This is a genomic window from Paenibacillus sp. EKM211P (assembly GCF_011066175.1).
Classification (GTDB): Bacteria; Bacillota; Bacilli; order Paenibacillales; family Paenibacillaceae; genus Paenibacillus; species Paenibacillus polymyxa.
This window is the reverse complement of record NZ_JAAMNS010000006.1, coordinates 187,430-209,937: the sequence shown is the minus strand read 5'-3', so window position 1 is coordinate 209,937 and position 22,508 is coordinate 187,430. Positions and strand designations below refer to the sequence as shown.

The following is a 22,508-nucleotide window of genomic DNA, read 5'->3' as shown; positions in this document are numbered from 1 at the left end:
ATGAAAGAGACCGGATCACAACGGGAGCGCCCACGTATTGTTGTTATGGGCGGCGGAACCGGCTTGTCCGTCATGCTGCGGGGCTTGAAGCAAAAGCCGCTGGATATTACGGCAATTGTTACAGTCGCTGACGATGGCGGAAGCTCCGGGATATTGCGCAGTGAGCTGCAGATGCCCCCTCCAGGGGATATCCGCAATGTGCTGACTGCCTTGGCTGACGTGGAACCAGTAATGTCAGATATGCTAAAATACCGTTTCGGTGCTGGATCAGGATTGTCAGGCCATAGTCTGGGGAATTTGATCTTAGCAGCGATGACTGATATATCGGGGGATTTTGTAACGGCGGTGCGTGAGCTTAGCCGTGTATTTGCTGTCCGGGGGCGTGTACTGCCAGCGGCTGAAGAAGGCGTTGTGCTCAGCGCCGAGATGGAGGATGGCACGGTGATCACCGGGGAGTCCAAAATCCCGGAAGCGGGCGGACGCATCAAACGTGTTTTTCTTGAACCGACTCACGTGGAGCCGTTGCCTGAGGCTGTGGAAGCCATTAATGAAGCCGATGCGATTCTGATTGGTCCCGGCAGTCTATATACCAGCATTTTACCGAATCTGCTTGTGCCAAAGCTTGCTGAGGCTGTGGTGAAATCAGATGCGATCAAAATATTTGTCTGCAACGTGATGACCCAGCCAGGGGAAACCGACGGCTATACAGTGGGAGATCACCTGCAAGCGATCTATGAGCATGTTGGGCATCACCTCTTTGACTATGTCATTGTGAATAACGGGGAAATTCCACCCCAAGTACAGGAGATGTATGCCGAGCAGGGAGCTAAGCCTGTTCAGGTAGACATGGGCGAGCTGGCTGATCGAGGATATAAAGTAGTGGCAGATACGTTAGTTCTGTTCCGTACGTATTTACGGCATGATGCCGACAAACTGAGCCAGCATATTTACCAATTGGTACAAAACTGGATGTTAAGAAGGAGGTGAGTCCCTTGTCCTTTGCGGCACAAACGAAAAAAGAGCTTACGATGATTGAAAGCCAGCCCTGCTGTGAAAAAGCGGAACTGTCTGCGCTCATACGTATGCTCGGATCCGTACAACTGTCGAATAAAAGGGTGATATTGGACGTGTCCACAGAAAATGCCGCGATTGCAAGGCGGATTTACTCCTTGATCAAAAAGCATTTTCAACTTCACATCGAACTGCTTGTACGGAAAAAAATGCGCTTGAAAAAAAATAATGTGTATATTGTCCGTATTCCCAATGGTGTACAAGAGCTGCTAAAGGAGCTTTATATTGTCTCAGAAGGTTTCTTGTTCACTGACGGGATTAATCGTGATATCATTCGGAAAAACTGTTGTAAGCGGGCTTATTTGCGGGGTGCCTTTATGGCAGGTGGCTCTGTGAATAATCCAGAGGGGTCGTCTTACCACCTTGAGATTTCTTCGATGTATGAGGAGCATTGTCAGGCGTTAGTTGATCTCGCTAATGAGTTTCATCTCAACGCCCGCTGTATTGAGCGAAAAAAAGGCTTTATTCTTTACATCAAGGAAGGCGAGAAGATCATTGAGCTGCTCAGTATCATTGGGGCGCACCAAGCCTTGTTCAAGTTTGAGGATGTACGCATTATGCGCGATATGCGCAATTCCGTAAACCGTATTGTTAATTGCGAAACAGCGAATTTGAACAAGACGATCGGAGCCGCTGTCCGGCAAATTGAGAATATCAAGCTGCTGGAGAGGGAAGTTGGTTTGGAGACCTTGCCGGATAAGCTGCGTGAAGTGGCAGAAATTCGACTCGCTCATCCCGATTTAAATTTGAAAGAAGTCGGGGAAATGCTCAAAGGGGTCGTGAGTAAATCGGGTGTAAATCATCGACTTCGCAAAATTGATGAGATGGCTGACAAAATCAGGGGGGAAAACGGCCTGATTCCGTAAAAAAGGGTCTGTGGGGCTTTTAGCCCCGGTTTTTTTAGTTTTTTTTCTAGTGTCTGTCCCGGGTTAATGTTATAATGTGATAAATAAAATGGAGTAAATAGCGTCCAGATTTATTTGATGAGGGGGTAAGCTGACATGTCAAAACATCCAGTAGTCGTACGCTTGAAAACAGGACTGCACGCCAGACCTGCTGCGCTGTTCGTACAGGAAGCGAATAAATATTCATCAGAAATTTTTGTGGAAAAAGAAGACAAAAAGGTTAATGCCAAGAGCATCATGGGTATTATGAGCCTCGCCATCAGTACAGGTACTGAAATCAATATTAGTGCCGAAGGTGCGGACGCCGAACAGGCTGTAAACGCTTTAGTAAGTCTGGTTAGTAAGGTTGAGCTGGAAAATCAATAAACGAACATCTGCTTTGTGATATGATGTATCTCTTAGTGAAAGCCCCCTTGGGGGCTTTTTTTTGTATCCAGAGAAAAGTATTCAACCCGTCCCACCATTAAGCTATTGATGTATATTTATTTGAATATAGCGACCGCATTAGGTCCAAGCTACAAATAATTAAAACCCCTGTGGTATGCCTTGTTTCGGAAATTTATACCGCTTGACTGCAACCTTTTCCCGTTTTTTCCGTCTGGAAGGTACAAACATTTTCAAGAAAGAGGTTGAGTACGATGAGAGTTTGGACAAAAACAGTAAGCACGGCAATTCTTGCAGGAGCATTATTAGCTGGAGGAGTAGCAGGAGGGCTGTGGACGGGGGCTGATCGGGCTTATGCTGCAACGGCGACGACGGCGAATGGTGTAATTAACGTGAGTGGAAGTGGTGAAATAATGGCTAAGCCAGACATCGCTTATCTCTCCATTGGGGTGCAATCGGAAGGAAATACTGCTGCTGCTGCTCAAAAAGCTAATGCTGCGAAAATAAACAAGGTCACACAGCTGTTAAAAGGAAAATGGAGTATCAGTGCAGACGATATTCAGACAAGCCAGTTCTCTGTACAACCTAACTATACCTATAACGAGAAAGAAGGACAGAAGCTCAAAGGCTACATGGCCAACCATACACTTTCTGTGAAATATCGCAACTTGGACAAAATTGGTCAGCTGCTGGATGAGGCTACAAACTCCGGTGCAAACAACGTAGATAATATACAGTTTTCCGTAGAGAATCCTTCTTCTTATGAGGAAGCTGCTATTGCAAAAGCGTTGGATAACGCTCAATCCAAAGCCAGTGCCGTAGCAAAATCAGCTAAACGCGGCTTAGGGGCTCTGGTGAATGTGACAGTAGATGGCGGGGAAGCTCAGGTTTTCACACAACGTGAGAATGCCATGTCCAAAGCGCTCATGGATATGAGTGGCGGAACAGAGATACAGTCGGGCCAAGTAACGGTGAAAGTCCAAGTGTCTGCCCAATATGAGATGAACTAGTATAGGCCATTAAACGGAGCCGCAAGCGCCTGCAACATTGCAGGGTGACTTGTTGGCTTCTTTTGTCTATTGAAACCGTTTTGTAATGAGTCTGTCATAGCTAATGGCTGTTAGGTGTACAGATTGAAATCAGTGAGTGTACAGATTGTAAACTACATACAATAGGGTATAGATATAATAAGAAAAGTGATCAAAACACATAGATTATACAGATTTGCAATAGGAGGAATACTTACGATGAACAAACATACAAAAAAATGGGGCTCAGCATTGCTGGCAGCGGGAATTTTAGCAGGGGTTGCGGTTATTCCCGTTTCCTATATTGGGGCAGCATCGACCAAACAGCAGCAAGCGACAACACAGCAACCAGGGATCGCCATCCAATGGAATGGTAAAACGTTGGCCGCTAAAGGTATTCAAGTGAACGGGAACACCATGATTCCAGTGGCAGCACTGCGTGACAGCTTGGGAATTCCGGTGAGCTATGACACCAAAGAAGGGACATATACAGTGGGGAGTGGGTACAACAAGCTCTATATCGTGGTCTCCTCCTCGGATGCCTATGTCAATGTGAACGGAATCAACACGCGCAGCATGGATGCCAAAATGATCGCCGGGAAGCTGTACATTCCTATGAGTCTGCTGAAAGACTATCTGGGTATCGATGCTCAGTGGAATGCAGCTCAGAAAACCGTAACATTGAGTAAAAGCCAGCTAAATCCAATCACAATTGCATCTCAGACGCTTCCAGCTTCGAGCAATGCAAAGGTATCTTATAAGATTAAGTATCCACAAATCAGCGGCAGCCAGCTGAATCCTGAGGCTCAACAGACCATTAATAATGTGCTAAAAAAGCATGCAGAGACAGTATTGGCAGCAGGCAAAAAGATGGTGGCAGAGGGAGAGGTTACAGCAGAAAGACCGTATGATTTCGAGAATGATTTTGCAATTGCCTATAACAAGGACGGTATTCTAAGTGTGATTATGCAGGACTACTCGTATACAGGTGGCGCACATGGCATGACGGCGCGTAAAGGATACACGTTCTCGCTCGCTGATGGCAAGCTGCTGCAATTGTCTGACGTATTGAAGGCAAATCCGAACTATAAAAAATTTTTGAATGCTGATTTGAAGAAAAAAATTGATGCGCTCCAGGCTGGCGAAGGTTTTGAAAAATTTAAAGAGTTGGCCGCAGATCAGAATTTTTATGTGACCAATAGTGGAGTAACCATCGTGTTTGATTTGTATGATTATGCCCCATACGCGTATGGAATTCCGGAGTTTACTTACTCGTTCGCTCAACTGCTACCTCAGGGCGGAAAGCCTTTTGCGGGACAAAATCAATAATTTGGATGACCTATATTTTTAAAAAATAGCAAATCAAAAAGGCTGCCTACTGGATACAAAAATCCGAGGCAGCCTTTCTATTTACCAGCTATTCAGAAGTAAACCACTTTTCTTATACACCTTCTGGAGAGGAGCTAGTTAACACTTTATCAATAATACCGTATTCTTTGGCATCATCAGCGGACATGAAATAGTCACGGTCTGTGTCTTTTTCGATGCGTTCCAGTGGTTGACCTGTGCGATCTGCGAGAATGCGGTTCAATTTGTCACGCATTTTCAGAATGCGACGGGCGCGAATTTCGATATCCGTTGCCTGTCCTTGTGCACCGCCCAGTGGTTGGTGAATCATAATTTCACTGTTTGGCAAGGCAAAACGCTTGCCTTTGGCACCTGCATTCAGCAAGAAAGCACCCATGGAAGCAGCCATACCTACACAAATGGTAGATACGTCAGGTTTAATGTATTGCATCGTATCGAAAATGGCCATACCAGCTGTGATGGAACCGCCAGGACTGTTAATATACAAGTGAATGTCTTTTTCAGGATCTTCAGCAGCCAAAAACAGCATTTGTGCAATAATTGAGTTGGCTACAACGTCATTGACGTCCGAGCCCAACAAAATAATGCGATCCTTCAACAGTCTGGAATAAATGTCATAGGCGCGTTCGCCGCGGTTACTTTGTTCTACTACCATAGGAACATAGCTCACGTCAAAAAACCTCCCTTAAATATCGTTAGTGGATTTGGTGGATATGCCGATTACACATCCCTATTTATAAACTGTTACCGTATTAACCACATGATAAACAATTTCAAACAAAAAGTCAAAGAAAGTCAAACTATTGATTGAAAAAAGAGCGCTCAGCGCTCTTTTTGGTTAAAAACATTATATGGAACATTTAGCCGATCATATAAAACGACGCGCCCGCGAGGAATCGAACCTCGATCTCAGGCTCCGGAGGCCTACGTCATATCCGTTGGACCACGGGCGCACAGATGAACATTACAAGCAACTAACTAATTAATTGGAAACAAAGATGATTATATGATATACGGCATTGAATTGCAAGCTTTTATTACGTGCGCATATTCACATAAAAAGTTGAGAAATATAGGTTCAGATAGACTTGCATGTGAAGCAAATATTGGGTAAGATATACGTGGGACTTAAAAAGTTATCCCGGGACATTTTAAGACCAGTTAGAGATATAGCATAGAGACAGAACTTAGAAGTGTGCGGGAGTGGAAAGCATGCGAAAGATATTAGAAATACAGAAGCAGCTTCTGCCCGACCTCATGGATGTTTTGAAAAAAAGGTACACGATCCTGCATCAGATTATGCTGTCCGAAGTTATTGGACGCAGAACACTGGCAGCTTCACTGGATATGACCGAGCGCGTACTGCGCGCTGAGACTGATCTCCTTAAAGCGCAAGGGCTAATTGAGATTGAGAGTGTGGGCATGAAGGTGAGCAAAGCAGGACTGGATCTGCTGGAACAGCTGGAGCCGATTGCGAACAACTTGTTCGGCCTGTCCCAATTGGAGGATCAGATTCGTCAAGCCTACGGTTTGAGGAAGGTGGTTGTCGTTCCAGGGGATTCGGATGCTTCACCGTTAGCGAAGCAGGAACTGGGCCGTGCTGGCGCAAAGGCGCTGCTGAGTGTTATGGATGACGAGGACGTGGTCGCTGTAACAGGTGGCACGACGATTGCAGATGTGGCGGAACAACTGACATTACCTGCTAACGGCCCGCTTAAAGGCGGATGGTTTGTACCGGCACGCGGGGGTTTGGGAGAGAGCATGGAAATGCAGGCAAATACAATTGCCTCCACGATGGCTCGCAAGGTCGGCGCTCAATACCGTCTGCTCCATGTACCGGATTTGCTCAGCAATCATGCTTACAACTCCTTGCTTGAGGATACGAATATTCAGGATATATTGAGCCTGATTCGAGAAAGTCGTATTATCATTCACGGGATAGGCAACGCCATAGCAATGGCCCACAGACGCAAGCTTGACCCTGAAACCTTCGCCCAGATCAGCAATGAGGGCGCGGTCGCCGAATCGTTTGGTTATTATTTTAACGAAGACGGCGTCGTTGTTCACAGAATGCTGACGCTTGGACTCCGTTTGGAGGACATCAGGCGCACGGAGACGGTGTTAGGTGTGGCTGGAGGCAAGAGCAAGGCGGCTGCTATTCATGCGGTATTGCGTTTCGGACAGGAAGACATTCTTGTCACCGACGAAGGCGCTGCTGCCGAGATTGTAAGCCGTTATTTAAGAGATTGATAAGGTTTTTTAATTGTGTTGTCTTGACGGGCTTTCGGGTCTGTCTTGAATATATAAAACTAAACTAAACGAACTTTGGGAGGAACTCACTCATGACAGTTAAAGTTGGTATTAACGGTTTCGGACGTATTGGACGCCTTGCTTTCCGCCGTATTCAAGACGTAGAAGGTATTGAAGTAGTAGCAATTAACGACTTGACAGATTCCAAAATGCTGGCACATCTGTTGAAATATGATACAACACAAGGTACTTTCCAAGGGGAAGTAGAAGTACATGACGGTTTCTTCAAAGTAAACGGTAAAGAAGTTAAAGTTTTGGCTAACCGTAACCCTGAAGAATTGCCTTGGGGAGACCTGGGTGTAGACATCGTTCTGGAATGCACAGGTTTCTTCACAACTAAAGAAGCTGCTGAGAAACATTTGAAAGGCGGCGCTAAAAAGGTTGTTATCTCCGCTCCAGCTACTGGCGACATGAAAACTGTCGTTTACAACGTAAACCATGAAATTCTGGACGGATCTGAAACTGTAATTTCCGGTGCTTCTTGCACAACTAACTGCCTGGCTCCTATGGCTAAAACATTGCAAGACAAATTTGGTATCGTTGAAGGCTTGATGACTACAATTCACGCTTACACTGGCGACCAAAACACTTTGGATGCTCCACATGCTAAAGGTGACTTCCGTCGTGCTCGCGCAGCAGCTGAAAACATCATCCCTAACACTACTGGTGCTGCTAAAGCAATCGGTCTGGTTATCCCTGAGCTGAAAGGTAAATTGGATGGCGCAGCTCAACGTGTTCCAGTACCAACAGGTTCCCTGACTGAGCTGGTAACAGTTCTGGAGAAAAACGTAACTGCTGAAGAAATCAACGCAGCGATGAAAGAAGCTTCCGATCCTGAAACTTACGGATACACTGAAGATCAAATCGTTTCTTCTGACATCAAAGGTCTGACTTTCGGATCCCTGTTTGATGCAACTCAAACTAAAGTTCTGACTGTTGGCGACAAACAACTGGTTAAAACTGTAGCTTGGTACGACAACGAAATGTCCTACACTGCACAATTGATCCGTACTTTGGAATACTTCGCTAAATTGGCTAAATAAGAATTTCCTTATCGAGCAACATCATAGAGCGGAAACAGGTGTTATTGTTTCCGCTCTTTATATATCAAAATGTGCCTTAAATTCCTGTTTCGTAAAATTATAAGGGTGCGGAGGAATATGGAGATGAACAAAAAGAGCGTACGTGATATAGAACTGAATGGAAAACGGGTGTTTGTTCGTGTAGATTTTAACGTTCCGGTTGAAGATGGTAAAATTACAGATGACAAGCGTATTCGCGAAACCTTGCCAACCATTAACTACCTGATTGAAAAAGGTGCAAAAGTTATTTTGGCGAGTCACTTTGGACGTCCAAAGGGTCAAGTCGTTGAATCCATGCGTCTGACTGCTGCTGGTGTACGTTTGTCCGAACTGCTGAAAAAGCCAGTTGTTAAAGTGGACGAAGCAGTTGGTGAAGCTGTTAAAGCGAAAGTGGCTGAACTGCAAAACGGCGATGTGCTATTGCTTGAAAATGTACGCTTCTACCCAGGAGAAGAGAAAAATGATCCTGAACTGGCTAAGCAATTTGCTGAACTGGCTGACATTTTCGTGAATGATGCTTTTGGTGCAGCACACCGTGCTCATGCTTCTACAGAAGGTATCGCGCATTTCCTTCCGGCTGTTTCCGGCTTGCTGATGGAAAAAGAGTTGTCTGTTATTGGTAAAGCTTTGTCGAATCCAGATCGTCCTTTTACAGCCATTATTGGTGGTTCCAAAGTAAAAGACAAAATCGACGTAATCGACAACCTGCTGAACATTGCAGATAACGTAATTATTGGCGGCGGTTTGACTTATACATTCTTCAAAGCTCAAGGTCATGAAGTGGGTCAATCTTTGCTGGATGAATCCAAACTGGACGTAGCTCTTGGATTTATTGAAAAAGCGAAGAAGCTTGGCAAAAACTTCTACCTTCCTGTGGATATCGTTATCTCTGACGATTTCAGCGCTACAGCGAACACGAACATTGTGGACATCGACGGCATTCCTGCAGATTGGGAAGGCGTGGATATCGGACCGAAAACTCGTAAAATTTATGCAGATGTTATCAAAAACTCCAAATTGGTTGTTTGGAATGGACCAATGGGTGTATTTGAAATCGAGCCTTTCGCTGGCGGTACTCGTGAAGTAGCGGAAGCTTGTGCTACAACAGAAGCATACACCATCATTGGTGGCGGTGATTCTGCGGCTGCGGCTGAAAAATTCCACTTGGCTGACAAAATGGATCACATCTCCACTGGCGGCGGCGCATCCCTGGAATTCATGGAAGGCAAAGCACTTCCGGGTGTTGTTGCACTTAACGATAAATAATCAAACGCATTACGCGTAATAAAGGCTTTAGGGCACCTAATAGTTAGGAGTTGAAACCATTGAGAACACCGATTATCGCGGGTAACTGGAAGATGTTCAAAACCGTACCAGAAGCTAAAACCTTCATCGAAGAGATCAAAGGTAAAGCAGAGGTTGCAGGAGTGGAGAGCGTTATATGTGCTCCATTTACAAATCTTCCTGCTCTGGTTGAAGCAGTAAAAGGCACATCTATTAAAATCGGCGCACAAAACCTGCACTTTGCAGAAGATGGCGCATTTACAGGTGAAATCAGCGGCGGAATGCTTAAAGATCTGGGCGTAGACTACGTTGTGATCGGACACTCCGAGCGTCGTGAGTATTTCAACGAAACAGACGAAACGGTGAACAAAAAGGTTCATGCAGCATTCCGTCATGGCCTGACACCAATTGTATGTGTAGGCGAAAAGCTGGAAGACCGTGAAGCAGGTCAAACCAAAGAAGTTGTAAAAGTGCAAACTGTAGCAGCTTTTGCTGGTCTGGCTAAAGATCAAGCAGCACAAGTCGTAGTTGCTTATGAGCCAATCTGGGCCATCGGAACAGGCAAATCCTCTACTTCGCAGGATGCGAATGAAGTGATTTCCTACATCCGTAGTTTGATTAAAGAGCTGTATGATGAAAATACAGCAAATGCTGTACGTATTCAGTACGGTGGTAGTGTAAAACCTGAAAATGTTACTGAGTACCTGGGTCAAAGCGATATCGACGGCGCGCTCGTGGGCGGTGCCAGTCTTCAACCGGCGTCGTACATCGCGCTTGTTGAGGGGGCGAAGTAAGATGACAGCACCAAAACCGGTAGCTTTAATTATTATGGACGGATTCGGACTGCGTGACACTGTGGAAGGCAATGCGGTTGCACAGGCCAACAAACCGAATTACGACCGGTATTTAAAACAGTATCCACATACTACTTTGACGGCTTCTGGTGAAGCGGTGGGTCTGCCGGAAGGACAAATGGGTAACTCCGAAGTAGGTCACTTGAACATCGGCGCAGGCCGAATCGTATATCAAGATTTGACTCGTATTTCGAAGTCCATCCGTGAAGGCGAGTTCTTCGACAATGAAACATTGGTTAAAGCCGTGCAGCATGCGAAGAAGAACAACACTAAACTTCACTTGTACGGACTTCTGTCCGACGGTGGTGTGCATAGCCATATCAGCCATCTGTTCGCTATGCTGGATCTGGCTAAAAAAGAAGGATTAACCGAAGTGTACATTCATGCTTTCATGGATGGACGTGACGTTATGCCTGATAGCGGCGTAGGCTTTATGCAACAACTGGTCGCTAAAATTCAGGAAGTGGGCATTGGCCAAATTGCAACCGTACAAGGACGCTATTATGCAATGGACCGCGACAAACGTTGGGAACGTGTTGAGAAATCTTACCGTGCAATCGTATACGGTGAAGGTCCTCAATATACCGACCCACTCGAAGCATTGAAGGAATCGTATGAAAAATCAGTGTTCGATGAATTCGTGGAGCCAACTGTTATTGTGAAGGCTGATGGAAGCCCTGTAGGGCTGGTTGAAAGCAATGACTCTGTCGTATTCCTGAATTTCCGTCCTGACCGTGCGATTCAATTGTCTCAAGTATTTACCAATGAAGATTTCCGTGGTTTTGACCGTGGGCCACAATGGCCTAAAAATCTGCACTTTGTTTGCCTGACCTTGTTCAGTGAAACGGTTGGAGGCTTTGTTGCCTATGAACCGAAAAACCTGGACAACACGTTTGGCGAAGTGCTGGTACAAAACAACAAAAAGCAATTGCGTATTGCTGAGACAGAAAAGTATCCGCACGTTACTTTCTTTTTCAGTGGCGGACGCGATGTGGAGCTTCCTGGCGAAACTCGTATTTTGATCAACTCGCCTAAAGTGGCTACATATGATCTGCAGCCTGAAATGAGTGCGTATGAAGTAGCGGATGCTGCTGTTAAGGAAATCGAAGCCGACAAGCATGATGCGATTATCCTGAACTTTGCCAATCCGGATATGGTTGGACACTCCGGTATGCTGGAACCAACAATTAAGGCAGTAGAGACGACGGATGAATGTGTTGGACGTGTTGTAGATGCAGTTAAAGCCAAAGGCGGCGTGGTAATTATCATCGCTGACCATGGTAACGCGGATATGGAAATTGATGAGCAGGGACGTCCGTTCACAGCTCACACAACGAATCCGGTTCCGTTCATTTTGACTGACGAAAATATCGTTCTACGTGAGCATGGAATTCTGGCTGACGTAGCTCCAACGCTTCTGGATTTGATGCAACTTCCGCAACCTGCGGAAATGACAGGAAAATCTATGATTGCATCCCGCAAGTAAGCTTGATTTAATAAGTATAGGCTTGACCAATAAATTATGAATTACAAAGGAGATTAAGTACAAATGACTATTATTTCTGACGTGTACGCTCGCGAAGTCCTCGACTCCCGTGGTAACCCTACGGTTGAAGTTGAAGTATATCTGGAATCCGGTGCGATTGGTCGCGCTATCGTTCCTTCTGGTGCATCCACAGGCGCTCACGAAGCTGTAGAGCTTCGCGATAACGACAAATCCCGTTACCTGGGTAAAGGTGTTCTGCAAGCAGTTAAAAACGTGAACGAAATTATTGCTCCTGAAGTAATCGGCTTGGATGCTGTGAACCAAGTAGAAATCGATACACTGATGATCAAATTGGATGGTACTCCAAACAAAGGTAAACTGGGTGCAAATGCAATTCTGGCTGTATCCATGGCTGTCGCTCGCGCTGCTGCTGAAGCTCTGGGCTTGCCACTGTACACTTACCTGGGTGGATTCAACGCTAAACAATTGCCAGTACCAATGATGAACATCGTTAACGGTGGTGCTCATGCCGACAACAACGTTGACGTACAAGAATTCATGGTTCTGCCTGTAGGCGCTCCTACATTTAAAGAAGCTCTGCGTGTTGGCGCAGAAATCTTCCACAACCTGAAATCTGTACTGAATTCCAAAGGCTTGAACACAGCTGTTGGTGATGAAGGTGGTTTTGCTCCTAACTTCAAATCCAACGAAGAAGCTCTGTCCACTATTATCGAAGCAATCGAAAAAGCTGGTTACAAACCAGGTGTTGACGTATTCCTCGGTATGGACGTTGCCTCCACTGAGTTCTTCAAAGATGGCAAATACACTTTGGAAGGCGAAGGCAAATCCTTCACTTCTGCTGAGTTCGTTGACCTGCTTGCTTCTTGGGTTGATAAATACCCAATCATCACAATTGAAGATGGCTGCTCCGAAGATGACTGGGAAGGTTGGAAATTGCTCACTGAAAAACTGGGCAACAAAATCCAATTGGTTGGTGACGACCTGTTCGTAACTAACACCGAGCGTCTGGCTAAAGGTATCGATGAAAACATCGGTAACTCTATCCTGATCAAAGTAAACCAAATCGGTACGCTGACTGAAACATTCGATGCTATCGAATTGGCTAAACGCGCAGGATACACAGCTGTAATCTCTCACCGTTCCGGTGAATCCGAAGACAGCACAATCGCTGATATCGCTGTTGCAACAAATGCAGGCCAAATCAAAACTGGTGCTCCTTCCCGTACTGACCGTATTGCGAAGTACAACCAATTGCTCCGCATTGAGGATCAACTGGGCGAACTGGCTCAATACCATGGCCTGAAATCTTTCTACAACCTGAAAAAATAATATTGCGAAAAATGCTGACAGCGTCTTAGATCGATGATTTATGATCACGAAGTCTGACGCTCGAAGCTTTTACGCATGAATTAAACAGACCTGCTCGCTATATGCAAGCAGGTCTGTTTTTTGTTATGAATAATGTATCTATTATCTACAGAAGCTTAATGGCTAAGTGTCTTACTGTAGCTGTTGTTATCTACTGGAAGCTGTGGTAGAATAAAAATAGTGTTTTGCGTTAATTTCCGGCTATTTAAAGCATGATATGTGCATGTTTTCATAAAAGAGGCTGTGTTGTTTTGCAAAACAGATGTATAAGCTCAGGAGGTGGGATTTTTCATGGAAATCTTTTTGAAAGTGCTGCTCGTTGTATTCTCGATTGCTGTTATAGCGGTTGTTTTACTGCAAAAGGGGAAAAGCGCAGGTTTGTCCGGTGCCATCTCTGGCGGTGCTGAGCATCTGTTCGGCAAGACCAAAGCTCGCGGTATGGATTTGATTTTACAACGCGTAACTGCTGTTTTGGGTGCATGTTTTATGATCGTTTCCGTTTTGGTTGCATTTTTCGCAAAATAAGATAAGTATATACCTTAAGCCTTCGTTTCATGGGAAACGGGGGCTTTTTTGGATTTTGGACAGGCAGGGATGCCGTCGATTAAATTCGTGTATACTAGGGTATGAGTATATTAAGAGCCTTGTATCAGGAACAAGGAACATGCGGATTTATTACTGAAAATTAAAGGTCACCCGAGGTGGACAAAATTATGATAACAGAGCAACAACTACTTGATTTCATGCGCGAGACCGCATACAAGCCTATGACATACCAGGAGCTGGAGCAACATTTTGATGTTAAGGATGCAGAAGAGTTTCGTGAATTCCTTAAGCTTTTGAACGCATTGGAGGAAGACGGGAAAATTTTGCTGACCCGCACGAACCGTTATGGTGTTCCAGAAAGGATGGATTTGCAGCGCGGGCGTTTGCAGGCTCATGCCAAGGGCTTTGCTTTTTTGATTCCAGAGGACCGGGAGCACCCGGATGTATACATTCATGCTAACGACTTAAAGAGCGCAATGAATGGAGATACGGTACTGGTAAGAGTGACGTCAAAGGGACCTGCGGGTGGCCGATTAGAAGGCGAAGTTGTGCGAATCGTGAAGCGCGCAGTGCTTCAGGTAGTCGGTGTGTTTCAGAGCCACGAAGCATATGGTTTTGTTTTGCCGGATGATAAACGTATTAATCGGGACATTTTCATTCCTAAGGACAGCTTCAACGGAGCTGTGAACGGGCAAAAGGTCGTCGTACGTATTGTGAGCTATCCAGAAGGACGTGCAGCGGCGGAAGGCGAAGTGCTGGAAGTGCTGGGTCATAAGGATGATCCGGGCGTCGACATATTGTCCGTTATTCGCAAGCATCAGCTTCCAGAGGCTTTTCCGGATGAAGTGATGGCGGAAGCGGATCAGGCTCCTGATGCGATTACGGAAGAAGAAATTATACGTCAAGGACGGCGTGATTTGCGCGATAAGGTCATTGTTACCATCGACGGTGAGGATGCCAAAGACCTCGATGATGCGGTTAATGTAGAGCGCTTGCCGAATGGAAACTACCGTCTGGGCGTTCATATTGCTGACGTAGGGTATTATGTGCGTGAGAACTCCAAACTGGATCAGGAGGCATATAACCGCGGTTGTAGTGTGTATTTGGTTGACCGCGTCATTCCGATGCTTCCACATCGACTTTCAAACGGAATATGTTCATTGAATCCTCAGGTGGATCGACTGACTTTATCCTGTGAGATGGAATTCAATGAGCATATGAAGGTCGTAAAGCATGATATTTTCACCAGCGTGATTAAAACAAAGGAACGGATGACCTACACGAACGTTCGCAAAATCCTCGAAGAGGAAGATGCAGAACTGATGGAACGCTACAAGGACCTGGTTGATGTATTCCGTACGATGAAGGATTTGGCGTTGAAGCTGCGTGCAAATCGGATGCGCCGGGGTGCGGTTGATTTTGATTTTGATGAGGCCAAAGTGATTGTAGATGACGAAGGCAAAGCTGTCGATATTGTGAAAAGGGATCGTACGATAGCCGAACAAATTATCGAAGAGTTTATGCTGGCGGCCAATGAAACGGTAGCCGAACATTTTCACTGGCTTAAGGTACCGTTCTTGTACCGAATTCATGAGGACCCCGATCCAGAGAAGCTGCAAAATTTTATGGCTTTCGCAGCTAATTTTGGTCATCAGATCAAAGGTAGAGGGAATTCTATTCATCCGCGTGCACTGCAAACATTGTTGGAAGACATTCAGGGCACGAAGGAGCAAACGGTGCTTAGCACGATGATGCTGCGTTCGATGAAGCAGGCCAAGTATGATGCGGAGTCGACAGGTCATTTTGGACTAGCAGCGGAATATTACTCTCATTTTACATCGCCGATTCGTCGTTACCCTGACTTGGTGATTCACCGTGTCATTCGTGAGGTATTGGAGAATGGCGGGGCTTTGACAGATGAGCGTCAGGAATACTTGACCGCACGCATGCCAGATATTGCTCAGCAATCCTCCGAGCGTGAACGTGTGGCTGTGGATGCAGAGCGCGACACAGAGCAAATGAAAAAGGCTGAATATATGCTGGATAAAGTCGGCGAGGAATTCGAAGGAATTATCAGCAGTGTAACCAGCTTTGGGATGTTCATTGAGTTGGACAACACTGTCGAGGGTCTGACGCGTCTGAGTGCACTTACGGACGACTATTATCATTTTGACGAGCAGCATATGGCGTTAATTGGAGAACGTACCTCTAAGGTGTTCCGCATTGGGGATGAGGTTAAAGTTCGCGTCGCACGTGTGAACATGGAGGATTATACAATTGACTTCGAACTCGTCGATATGAAGCAACGGGCACGCCGTGAACGGACGGGTGGCTCGGGCCAGGGCGGAGATTTTGCACGTGGCGAGGGCCGCGGTAAAGGCAGGGGCCGAGAAGGACGTGACCGCAAGGGCGGCAAGGACAAAGCTGGTAGAGAGCGTAAAGGCGGCCGTGAGGTGGCTGGAAAGCCTAAAGAGGGCGGCAACGGAGGCATCAGCACTGCAGGTCGCGCAGGGCGTGGTGGTGGAAACGGTGTCGGAACAGGATCGACAGGCAGCTTCGGTTTTGGTAGTGGCAAGGGCGGATACAATTCCCCCGCAACGGGTGCAAGCAAGCGACGGAAGAAGACGTCTGCCAGCGGGATCTTCATTGGTGATGCAGCTACCCCAGGTAATGATGCCAGATCAGGCGGTGAAGGCGTAGCACGTCGCAAGCGGAAAAAAAAGGGCGGTAACGGCGGGAATAGCACCGCTGGGTTTGTACGGAAAAAGAAAAAGTAGGTTGGTATAACTTACTTGTTAGGAGATTGGGGCTTCCGAGAGCAGTGAATGAAGCTTACGGATGCTTAGGTATATGAGCGGTTTCTGTCTGTAGTAATGGATAGAAGCCGCTTGGTTTTAGTGTGCTATACGTGTAATGAGAAATGTAGAAGGCTTGACCTTTCTTGCTTTTACCCTCCGAAATTTGTTACAATATATTTCTAGGTAGCTCTTTGTAGCAAGAATTCTAGATTGAATCTAAGTTATTTATAAGGAGTGGTATTCATGGGTAAGAAGGCAGATGGGAAAGTGCTCGCCCAGAACAAAAAAGCTTCCCATGACTATTTTATTGAGGACACCTACGAGGCGGGCATGGTGTTAACGGGAACGGAAATTAAGTCTCTGCGGAATGGTCGCTCTAATATAAGCGATGCTTTTGCTACGATCCGTAATGGCGAAATCCATATTCACAATATGCATATCAGCCCTTTTGAACAAGGTAATCGTAACAATCCGACTGATCCGACGCGCACGCGTAAGTTGCTGCTGCATAAAGAGCAGATTCGTAAGCTTATTGGTCTCTCGAAACAGGAAGGCTACACCATCGTACCGCTCAAAATTTATGTTCGCAACGGTTATGCCAAACTGCTGCTGGGACTGGGTAGAGGTAAAAAGCAGTATGACAAGCGAGAAACGGCTGCCAAACGTGATGCACAGCGTGATATCCAACGTGCTCTGCGAGAGAAGCAAAAAATTGCAAGATAAGTTACTGCTGATTAGAATGGTACAAATTACGTGGATAAGTTACTTGTTCCTGTAATGGTGCTATTTTATCAAGCTATAATGGCTTCAATCCGTTTCGTTATGACATGTAATATGTTATACTAACGAAGTAGTAATTTTTCAATGCATCTTGATTTAACATGGTTCGAGTGTTGAATCTTAGGATTCAGCTTTTGATATTATGCACTTATGCTCCGGTATTTCCGGATTTATCCGTGGAGCCCTTTTATAATAAGGGGGCGTTTATGGATTCGACGGGGATAGTTCGAGCATGGGTAGCGGGTAGTGGGGACGCGTCCACTTCATCAACGCTAAAGCCTATTAAACGGCAAACAACAAAACAACTACGCTTTCGCAGCTTAATAACCTGTGAGCGTGCTCCTCTCCTGCATCGCCCATGTGCCGGATGTAGGGGCTAACCTATAGTGGGATACGCTGCCACATCTCCGCCTGGGGTGTGCTGAAGAAGACAATCAGGCTGACCCAACGTATAGCCGGTTACGGGGCGATACTCGGGTGACATCAAAACTGTGACTACACCCGTAGAAGCTTATGTGTCGTTATCTTCGGACAGGGGTTCGACTCCCCTCGCCTCCATTTGAGTAAGACAAGAAAGCCATCAGCCAGTGTTTCTGGTTGGTGGTTTTTTATTATCATTTATTGCTTAGAAATCAGTCATTAATCAAGCGATTCCACGCTACAATATCCACTTTTTTTACATGCGGATACGCCTCATATTTTCTAAGAAACCTTGTGTAATATTTCCCATACACAAGGTACTTCTCGATAGTACCAACGCCTCTTTAGCGATATGCTTTGAAGCAAAGGAAATAATAATTGGCTTCAATAAGTTCCCTCCTTTTGGGATTAGGTAGAACCAATGTGAATGTGATTCGCTATTTTAATATCTCTTTTCTTTTAGGGGCAAGACGGTTTTGGGGAGCTTCATGCATTCATTCGTTAGCCATGTTAATTCAAAATAACAGAATGGATGGGGCTTTCTGTAAACAAAATCTTTATTCTATCCGATACATACATAAGAATGGTTTGCTGTTAAAAATAACCTCTTAAACTCACGATTTGAATTGTGTGGTAGCTACGAACACATGTAAACACAAGGTGGCTGGCGAACGTACCTTGTGCCGCTGGGAAGGAGATATGAAAGCATTTGGACGTACTGCAAAACGGAATAGGGTATGAAAGTCTTCGCTTATACGGTCCTTTTCAACCTCAGCATATGGAACAATTGCGAATTACCAGGGCTGTTAACGATCATGCATACCTGTATGTGAGCGGCATGCTGTCGGAAGAACAGGGGGCCGCGTGTGTTGGACAGGACATGGAGCAGGAACCGATTGTTATACGTCAGTTAGATGAGCAAGGACAGTCGCTTAGACGTTTATTTCATGGGTTAATTACACGCATGTCTGTGCACTGTATACGGGGAGTATACACCTTTGAACTGGAGGCGGCCTCGCATTCCTATCAAATGGATATCAAAACGAAAAGGCGCTCCTATCAGGACATACATCGTACCTATGATGATCTGGTTACAACGATGGTTCGGAAATACATGTATGGGGATGCGATTGATACGGTAACCAGTTATGCCGTGTTAGGTGCTTTTGTTTTACAATATGAAGAAACCGACTGGGCCTTTTTAAAGCGCCTTGTCTCTCGCTTTGGCTCGGTACTTGTGCCGGAGATCACGGCTGCATCACCTAAGGTTTTCTTTGGAATGCCAGAAGGCAAGCAGTACAAGGTGGAACGAGATGTATTTTATAGGGTTCGAAAAACATTTCATGATTTAGATACAGGAAAACCAGGTGAACGTGCTGGCGCGTATGTCACCTATACGATTGAAAATCTGCAATACTATGCGCTGGGTGACTTGATTACGTTACCCGTCGGACAAGGCAAAGAGCTAGTTGTTGTGAGGGCAGTGACAGAGTTAAGGGACGGTTTACTCCAAACTCGTTATGATCTCCAAGCCGAACGGGATATTCACTATACTCGGTATGAAAATGATCAAGCCATTGGGATTTCACTCACGGGAACGGTATTGAAAGTACAACAGGATTTCGTACAACTTCAACTGGAAATTGATCCGAAGCAAGACCCAGCTAAAGCCTGTTGGTTTCCCGTAGCCACCCGTTATGTGGCGGAAGAACATAGCGGCTGGTACGACATGCCTGAAGTTGGGGAACAAGTGGAATTGTATCTGCCTACACACTGTGAACAGGAAGCCTATGTGACTGATTCCTTGCGACAGCATCGCCACGCCAATGGACGGCCAGATGTGAAGGCATGGAAACACGTACAAGGTAGCGGCATCGAAATGTCTGAGCAGGAGCTGACCCTGTCCACTTCCGATGGGTTTTCGATTACGCTACATGAGGATACAGGCATCACCGTCAACAGTCCGGGGAATGTACAGATTCAGGGCGGTCATGTAAAGCTGGATGCAGGTCAGGAACTATCACTGGAAGCTGGAACCGCAATATACTTAAAAGGCGGAGCCAGCAGTATGGTGCTAGATCGTGAGACGGACACGAAAGCTCCAGTGATTTATCAGGAAGGTACGGTGAAAGCTCCGGTTTTCGTAGCTGACCTCCCTCCTGTACCCGAGCCTCCATTGATGAATATTAAGGCGTATGAGGCCGCACAATCTAAAGCAGCCAACGCTTCTTCCAGCAGTGCAACTTCTACTCCTACGGCAAAGGTTACAAGTCCAGCGGCGCTTCAACAGGCCAACGCTTTGCTAGGTACGGTATCCAAGCTATTAGGCTCCATTCCAGTAGTCGGGAAAGTGGCCAATGTGATGTTGAATACGTCGGGTGGACTAGCAGGTAAAGTGGTGGCAACGGTTTTACAAGCAACCGCAGCGATTCCTGTTCGCAGCAAAGGAACGCTTACCCTGGGAGCGTCTAAAGAAGTAGGGGTACATCCGTTAAAACATTTGGCAGGTCTGGCGCTTCAAGGATTGATTAGTCAGTATGAGCATGAGCAAGCGAAACAAGCCTATTATAGCAAGTGGATTTTAGGCAAAGTATATACGAGTGCACGTCATATAGCACATTCCGGTGGCCCATTAGAGCTGGTTCAAAGCCTGCTGAAAGAGTCTAATGCCATGGTTCATGCGTATCAGCAGATTCCGGTAGATCTTAGACAACGCTGGAGAGCAAATTATGACAGCTATATGGCTCAACAAGCAAAGCCAAAGCAAGAAGAGGAATCTCAGTCATGGTGGGAACAAGCATTAGAGAAGCAAGGTGAGGCTGAATTACTGAACGCACAACTACGGTTAGAAGGAGCCCGGATTAGCAGTGAAATGGCATGGGATGCTACTCAAGGAGCATACCAAGCTGGTTTAAGAAGTGTATCACATGGTAAACATCATATTGACTACAACCCAAAACATCCGATTGCAGGTAAAACAGGTGAAGTGATAGGAGACGTGTTCAGCACTATAGCCGGGGTTGGAGAGATGATGATTGGTACGGGGGGAGAGGTTGGCGGCTTTCTCCTTGATGGATCGGTCGTATTATCTCCGGCTGGTGTGTTGGTGAACGTTGCATCTGCTGGTATGATATATCATGGAGGTGTGATGTCCTACCATGGGGCGTCGAATACAGGAGGAGATTCTGCGGAACTCTGGAAAATGATTAAGGAGAAAAATCAAGGCTCAACATCGCCGTCTAAACCGGCTGGTACAAAATCCGGTAAGACTGAGGGACCTTTAACACCGAAGAAACCGAGCAATGAGGCGGTTAAAGCTCCTCCTCCTGCTACGAAGCCCAAACGTCCACGTGAACCCAAAGATACTTATAGTCGTCCTTCTAAGTTTCGGAAGGGAGTTAGGGAAGAAACCTGGGAAAATGCTAAAGATGTTGATGGTAAAGTAAAAGATCCACTAACAGGTGATACTCTTGATCCTAAAGAGCCATGGGATATGGGGCACAAACCTGGCTATGAGTTTAGGAAGCATAAGCAAAGTGCTCAAGAACGTGGTATTACAAGAAAACAATTTTTAGATGAGCATAATAATCCAGATCATTATCGTCCAGAAAGTCCAAGTTCTAATAGGAGTCATAAGGATGAAGATCATTCGGATGAGTATAAAGGACCTTAAAATCTTAGGGGGACGGAACTAATTGAAAACGAATGCGGAACTTTATATGAATAAGCTTGAGGGAATATTTGGTCAGGAGGACGTTATAAGAAAAGTAGAGCCTTCAGATGGAAGTACGCCTATACATGTGTTTTTTTACTATGATTTGCCTGAGGAAGGTATGCTAACAGCGGTGACGTATGGTTTATCTGATGGTGAATTTATAGGCTGGAAGAACGCGAAACCAGAACTAATCATAAGTCTAGAAACGCAAGATGAAAGTTGGGGGCTGGCTGCTGCCTATTTTGCTGCTGAATTTAGGGGAGTAAAGGCATTCTCTTATGCAGATTTGTTTTCTTTAGATGAACCCATATCACAAGAGTCTGATATGACAGGTTATTTTATTTTTGCCTCTGCAATACTAGAAAAAGAGGACGCGGTGATTGAACTGCCCGATAAGACAATACATTTAGTTGGGATGTACCCTTTGTACAAAGAGGAATTTGATCTAATGAAAAGAATAGGGATCAAAGATTTTTGGCATAACAAGGATTATGATATATACAGTGTTAATAGGGTTAATCTAGCAAAGGCGAATATTTAAAAGCCCTTAAAGGTGGAGAAGGGCCCTCTAGGTCCAGAATAATTTTATGACTGTCTTCGAATCGGACTACGTTTTGAGATGGCCGAAAGCAAAAACAGGGTGTACCTCTTTTCTCTTGTTGCAGAGGGTGCTTAGTAATGAAAAACATACTGTTTTAGAAAAATATATTGATGACAGATTAATTTCATTTCTGTTCGATAAAGTTAAAAGTTTATATGGTGTGCTCCATTAAATTAGAAAAATAGCGACGGTACCGATGTTGGCGTAGAGTGACGCTTTTGTCGGTATCGTCGCTTTTTGAGGTTCAAAGGGGATGATTATTTGTCTTTAAAGAGAAAACGGATCCTCGGCAAGCTGATTGACCAACGAAAGAAACTGGCGACTTCTCCGTCATGCAAATCAAGAGTGTCAGACAATTCTCTTTCACAATTATTTTTGGTCAAGACAGATTCTAGTTATTTATGCTTAACACTACCTTTTTTATAGGTATAATATACCTAAGAGGTGGTCAATTTGAAAAAAATTGAATTATGACTAAATAACTATT

General features: G+C 45.4%; 18 protein-coding genes, 1 tRNA gene and 1 other RNA gene. 17 read left to right on the top strand and 3 right to left on the bottom strand.

Annotated elements, in window-relative coordinates:
- From G9G57_RS12375 to G9G57_RS12355, 5 genes are all read left to right on the top strand, one after another.
- Positions 1-987 (top strand): gluconeogenesis factor YvcK family protein, encoded by a 987-nt coding sequence (locus G9G57_RS12375; RefSeq protein ID WP_013368809.1) that lies wholly within the window; start codon positions 1-3, stop codon positions 985-987.
- Positions 988-992: 5 nt separating this feature from the next.
- On the top strand, positions 993-1,937 hold the full coding sequence (gene whiA / locus G9G57_RS12370; RefSeq protein ID WP_013368810.1) for a DNA-binding protein WhiA: 945 nt from the start codon (positions 993-995) through the stop codon (positions 1,935-1,937).
- A 135-nt stretch (positions 1,938-2,072) separates the two neighbouring features.
- Positions 2,073-2,342, top strand: a complete 270-nt coding sequence (locus G9G57_RS12365) for an HPr family phosphocarrier protein (RefSeq protein ID WP_013368811.1) — start codon at positions 2,073-2,075, stop codon at positions 2,340-2,342.
- 272 nt (positions 2,343-2,614) lie between these two features.
- The gene (locus G9G57_RS12360) at positions 2,615-3,370 is read left to right on the top strand and encodes an SIMPL domain-containing protein (RefSeq protein WP_016820124.1); all 756 of its coding nucleotides are present in this window, start codon (positions 2,615-2,617) and stop codon (positions 3,368-3,370) included.
- Between the two features lie 237 nt (positions 3,371-3,607).
- On the top strand, positions 3,608-4,717 hold the full coding sequence (locus tag G9G57_RS12355; protein WP_013368813.1) for a PdaC/SigV domain-containing protein: 1,110 nt from the start codon (positions 3,608-3,610) through the stop codon (positions 4,715-4,717).
- A 112-nt stretch (positions 4,718-4,829) separates the two neighbouring features.
- Here the strand turns inward: G9G57_RS12355 and clpP are convergent, their stop codons facing one another.
- Both clpP and G9G57_RS12345 read right to left on the bottom strand, forming a co-directional pair.
- Complete coding sequence (clpP, locus tag G9G57_RS12350; protein ID WP_013368815.1) at positions 4,830-5,426, bottom strand: ATP-dependent Clp endopeptidase proteolytic subunit ClpP; 597 nt, start codon at positions 5,424-5,426, stop codon at positions 4,830-4,832.
- Between the two features lie 211 nt (positions 5,427-5,637).
- Positions 5,638-5,709: transfer RNA gene (locus tag G9G57_RS12345), tRNA-Arg, on the bottom strand.
- Between the two features lie 259 nt (positions 5,710-5,968).
- Between G9G57_RS12345 and G9G57_RS12340 the strand changes: the two genes are divergently transcribed.
- The 10 genes from G9G57_RS12340 (at position 5,969) to ssrA (ending at position 17,846) form a co-directional block, all read left to right on the top strand.
- Positions 5,969-7,006, top strand: coding sequence for a sugar-binding transcriptional regulator (locus tag G9G57_RS12340; RefSeq protein WP_013368816.1), 1,038 nt, complete (start codon positions 5,969-5,971; stop codon positions 7,004-7,006).
- A gap of 92 nt (positions 7,007-7,098) precedes the next feature.
- A complete protein-coding gene (gene gap / locus G9G57_RS12335; RefSeq protein WP_013368817.1) occupies positions 7,099-8,109 on the top strand; it encodes a type I glyceraldehyde-3-phosphate dehydrogenase in 1,011 nt (336 codons plus the stop codon).
- Between the two features lie 123 nt (positions 8,110-8,232).
- The gene (locus tag G9G57_RS12330; protein ID WP_044786793.1) at positions 8,233-9,414 is read left to right on the top strand and encodes a phosphoglycerate kinase; all 1,182 of its coding nucleotides are present in this window, start codon (positions 8,233-8,235) and stop codon (positions 9,412-9,414) included.
- A 59-nt stretch (positions 9,415-9,473) separates the two neighbouring features.
- Complete coding sequence (gene tpiA / locus G9G57_RS12325; protein ID WP_013308264.1) at positions 9,474-10,226, top strand: triose-phosphate isomerase; 753 nt, start codon at positions 9,474-9,476, stop codon at positions 10,224-10,226.
- Position 10,227: 1 nt separating this feature from the next.
- Positions 10,228-11,772, top strand: a complete 1,545-nt coding sequence (gpmI, locus tag G9G57_RS12320) for a 2,3-bisphosphoglycerate-independent phosphoglycerate mutase (RefSeq protein WP_016820126.1) — start codon at positions 10,228-10,230, stop codon at positions 11,770-11,772.
- A 63-nt stretch (positions 11,773-11,835) separates the two neighbouring features.
- Entirely contained in the window at positions 11,836-13,122 is a 1,287-nt protein-coding gene (gene eno, locus G9G57_RS12315; protein WP_013368821.1) for a phosphopyruvate hydratase, read from the top strand.
- Positions 13,123-13,452: 330 nt separating this feature from the next.
- Entirely contained in the window at positions 13,453-13,686 is a 234-nt protein-coding gene (secG, locus tag G9G57_RS12310) for a preprotein translocase subunit SecG (RefSeq protein ID WP_013368823.1), read from the top strand.
- A 188-nt stretch (positions 13,687-13,874) separates the two neighbouring features.
- Positions 13,875-16,484 (top strand): ribonuclease R, encoded by a 2,610-nt coding sequence (gene rnr, locus G9G57_RS12305; RefSeq protein WP_123796634.1) that lies wholly within the window; start codon positions 13,875-13,877, stop codon positions 16,482-16,484.
- A gap of 264 nt (positions 16,485-16,748) precedes the next feature.
- Positions 16,749-17,228 carry an SsrA-binding protein SmpB gene (smpB, locus tag G9G57_RS12300; protein WP_007428162.1) on the top strand — a complete coding sequence of 160 codons (480 nt, stop codon included), beginning with the start codon at positions 16,749-16,751 and terminating at the stop codon, positions 17,226-17,228.
- Between the two features lie 253 nt (positions 17,229-17,481).
- Positions 17,482-17,846, top strand: a transfer-messenger RNA (tmRNA) gene (ssrA, locus tag G9G57_RS12295).
- A 115-nt stretch (positions 17,847-17,961) separates the two neighbouring features.
- Here ssrA and G9G57_RS26225 read toward each other — a convergent pair.
- Positions 17,962-18,093, bottom strand: a complete 132-nt coding sequence (locus G9G57_RS26225) for a hypothetical protein (protein WP_274597702.1) — start codon at positions 18,091-18,093, stop codon at positions 17,962-17,964.
- Positions 18,094-18,414: 321 nt separating this feature from the next.
- Between G9G57_RS26225 and G9G57_RS12290 the strand changes: the two genes are divergently transcribed.
- Positions 18,415-21,378 (top strand): GH-E family nuclease, encoded by a 2,964-nt coding sequence (locus G9G57_RS12290; protein WP_238799283.1) that lies wholly within the window; start codon positions 18,415-18,417, stop codon positions 21,376-21,378.
- 22 nt (positions 21,379-21,400) lie between these two features.
- A complete protein-coding gene (locus G9G57_RS12280; protein ID WP_164965013.1) occupies positions 21,401-21,961 on the top strand; it encodes a suppressor of fused domain protein in 561 nt (186 codons plus the stop codon).
- Positions 21,962-22,508: the final 547 nt, after the last annotated feature.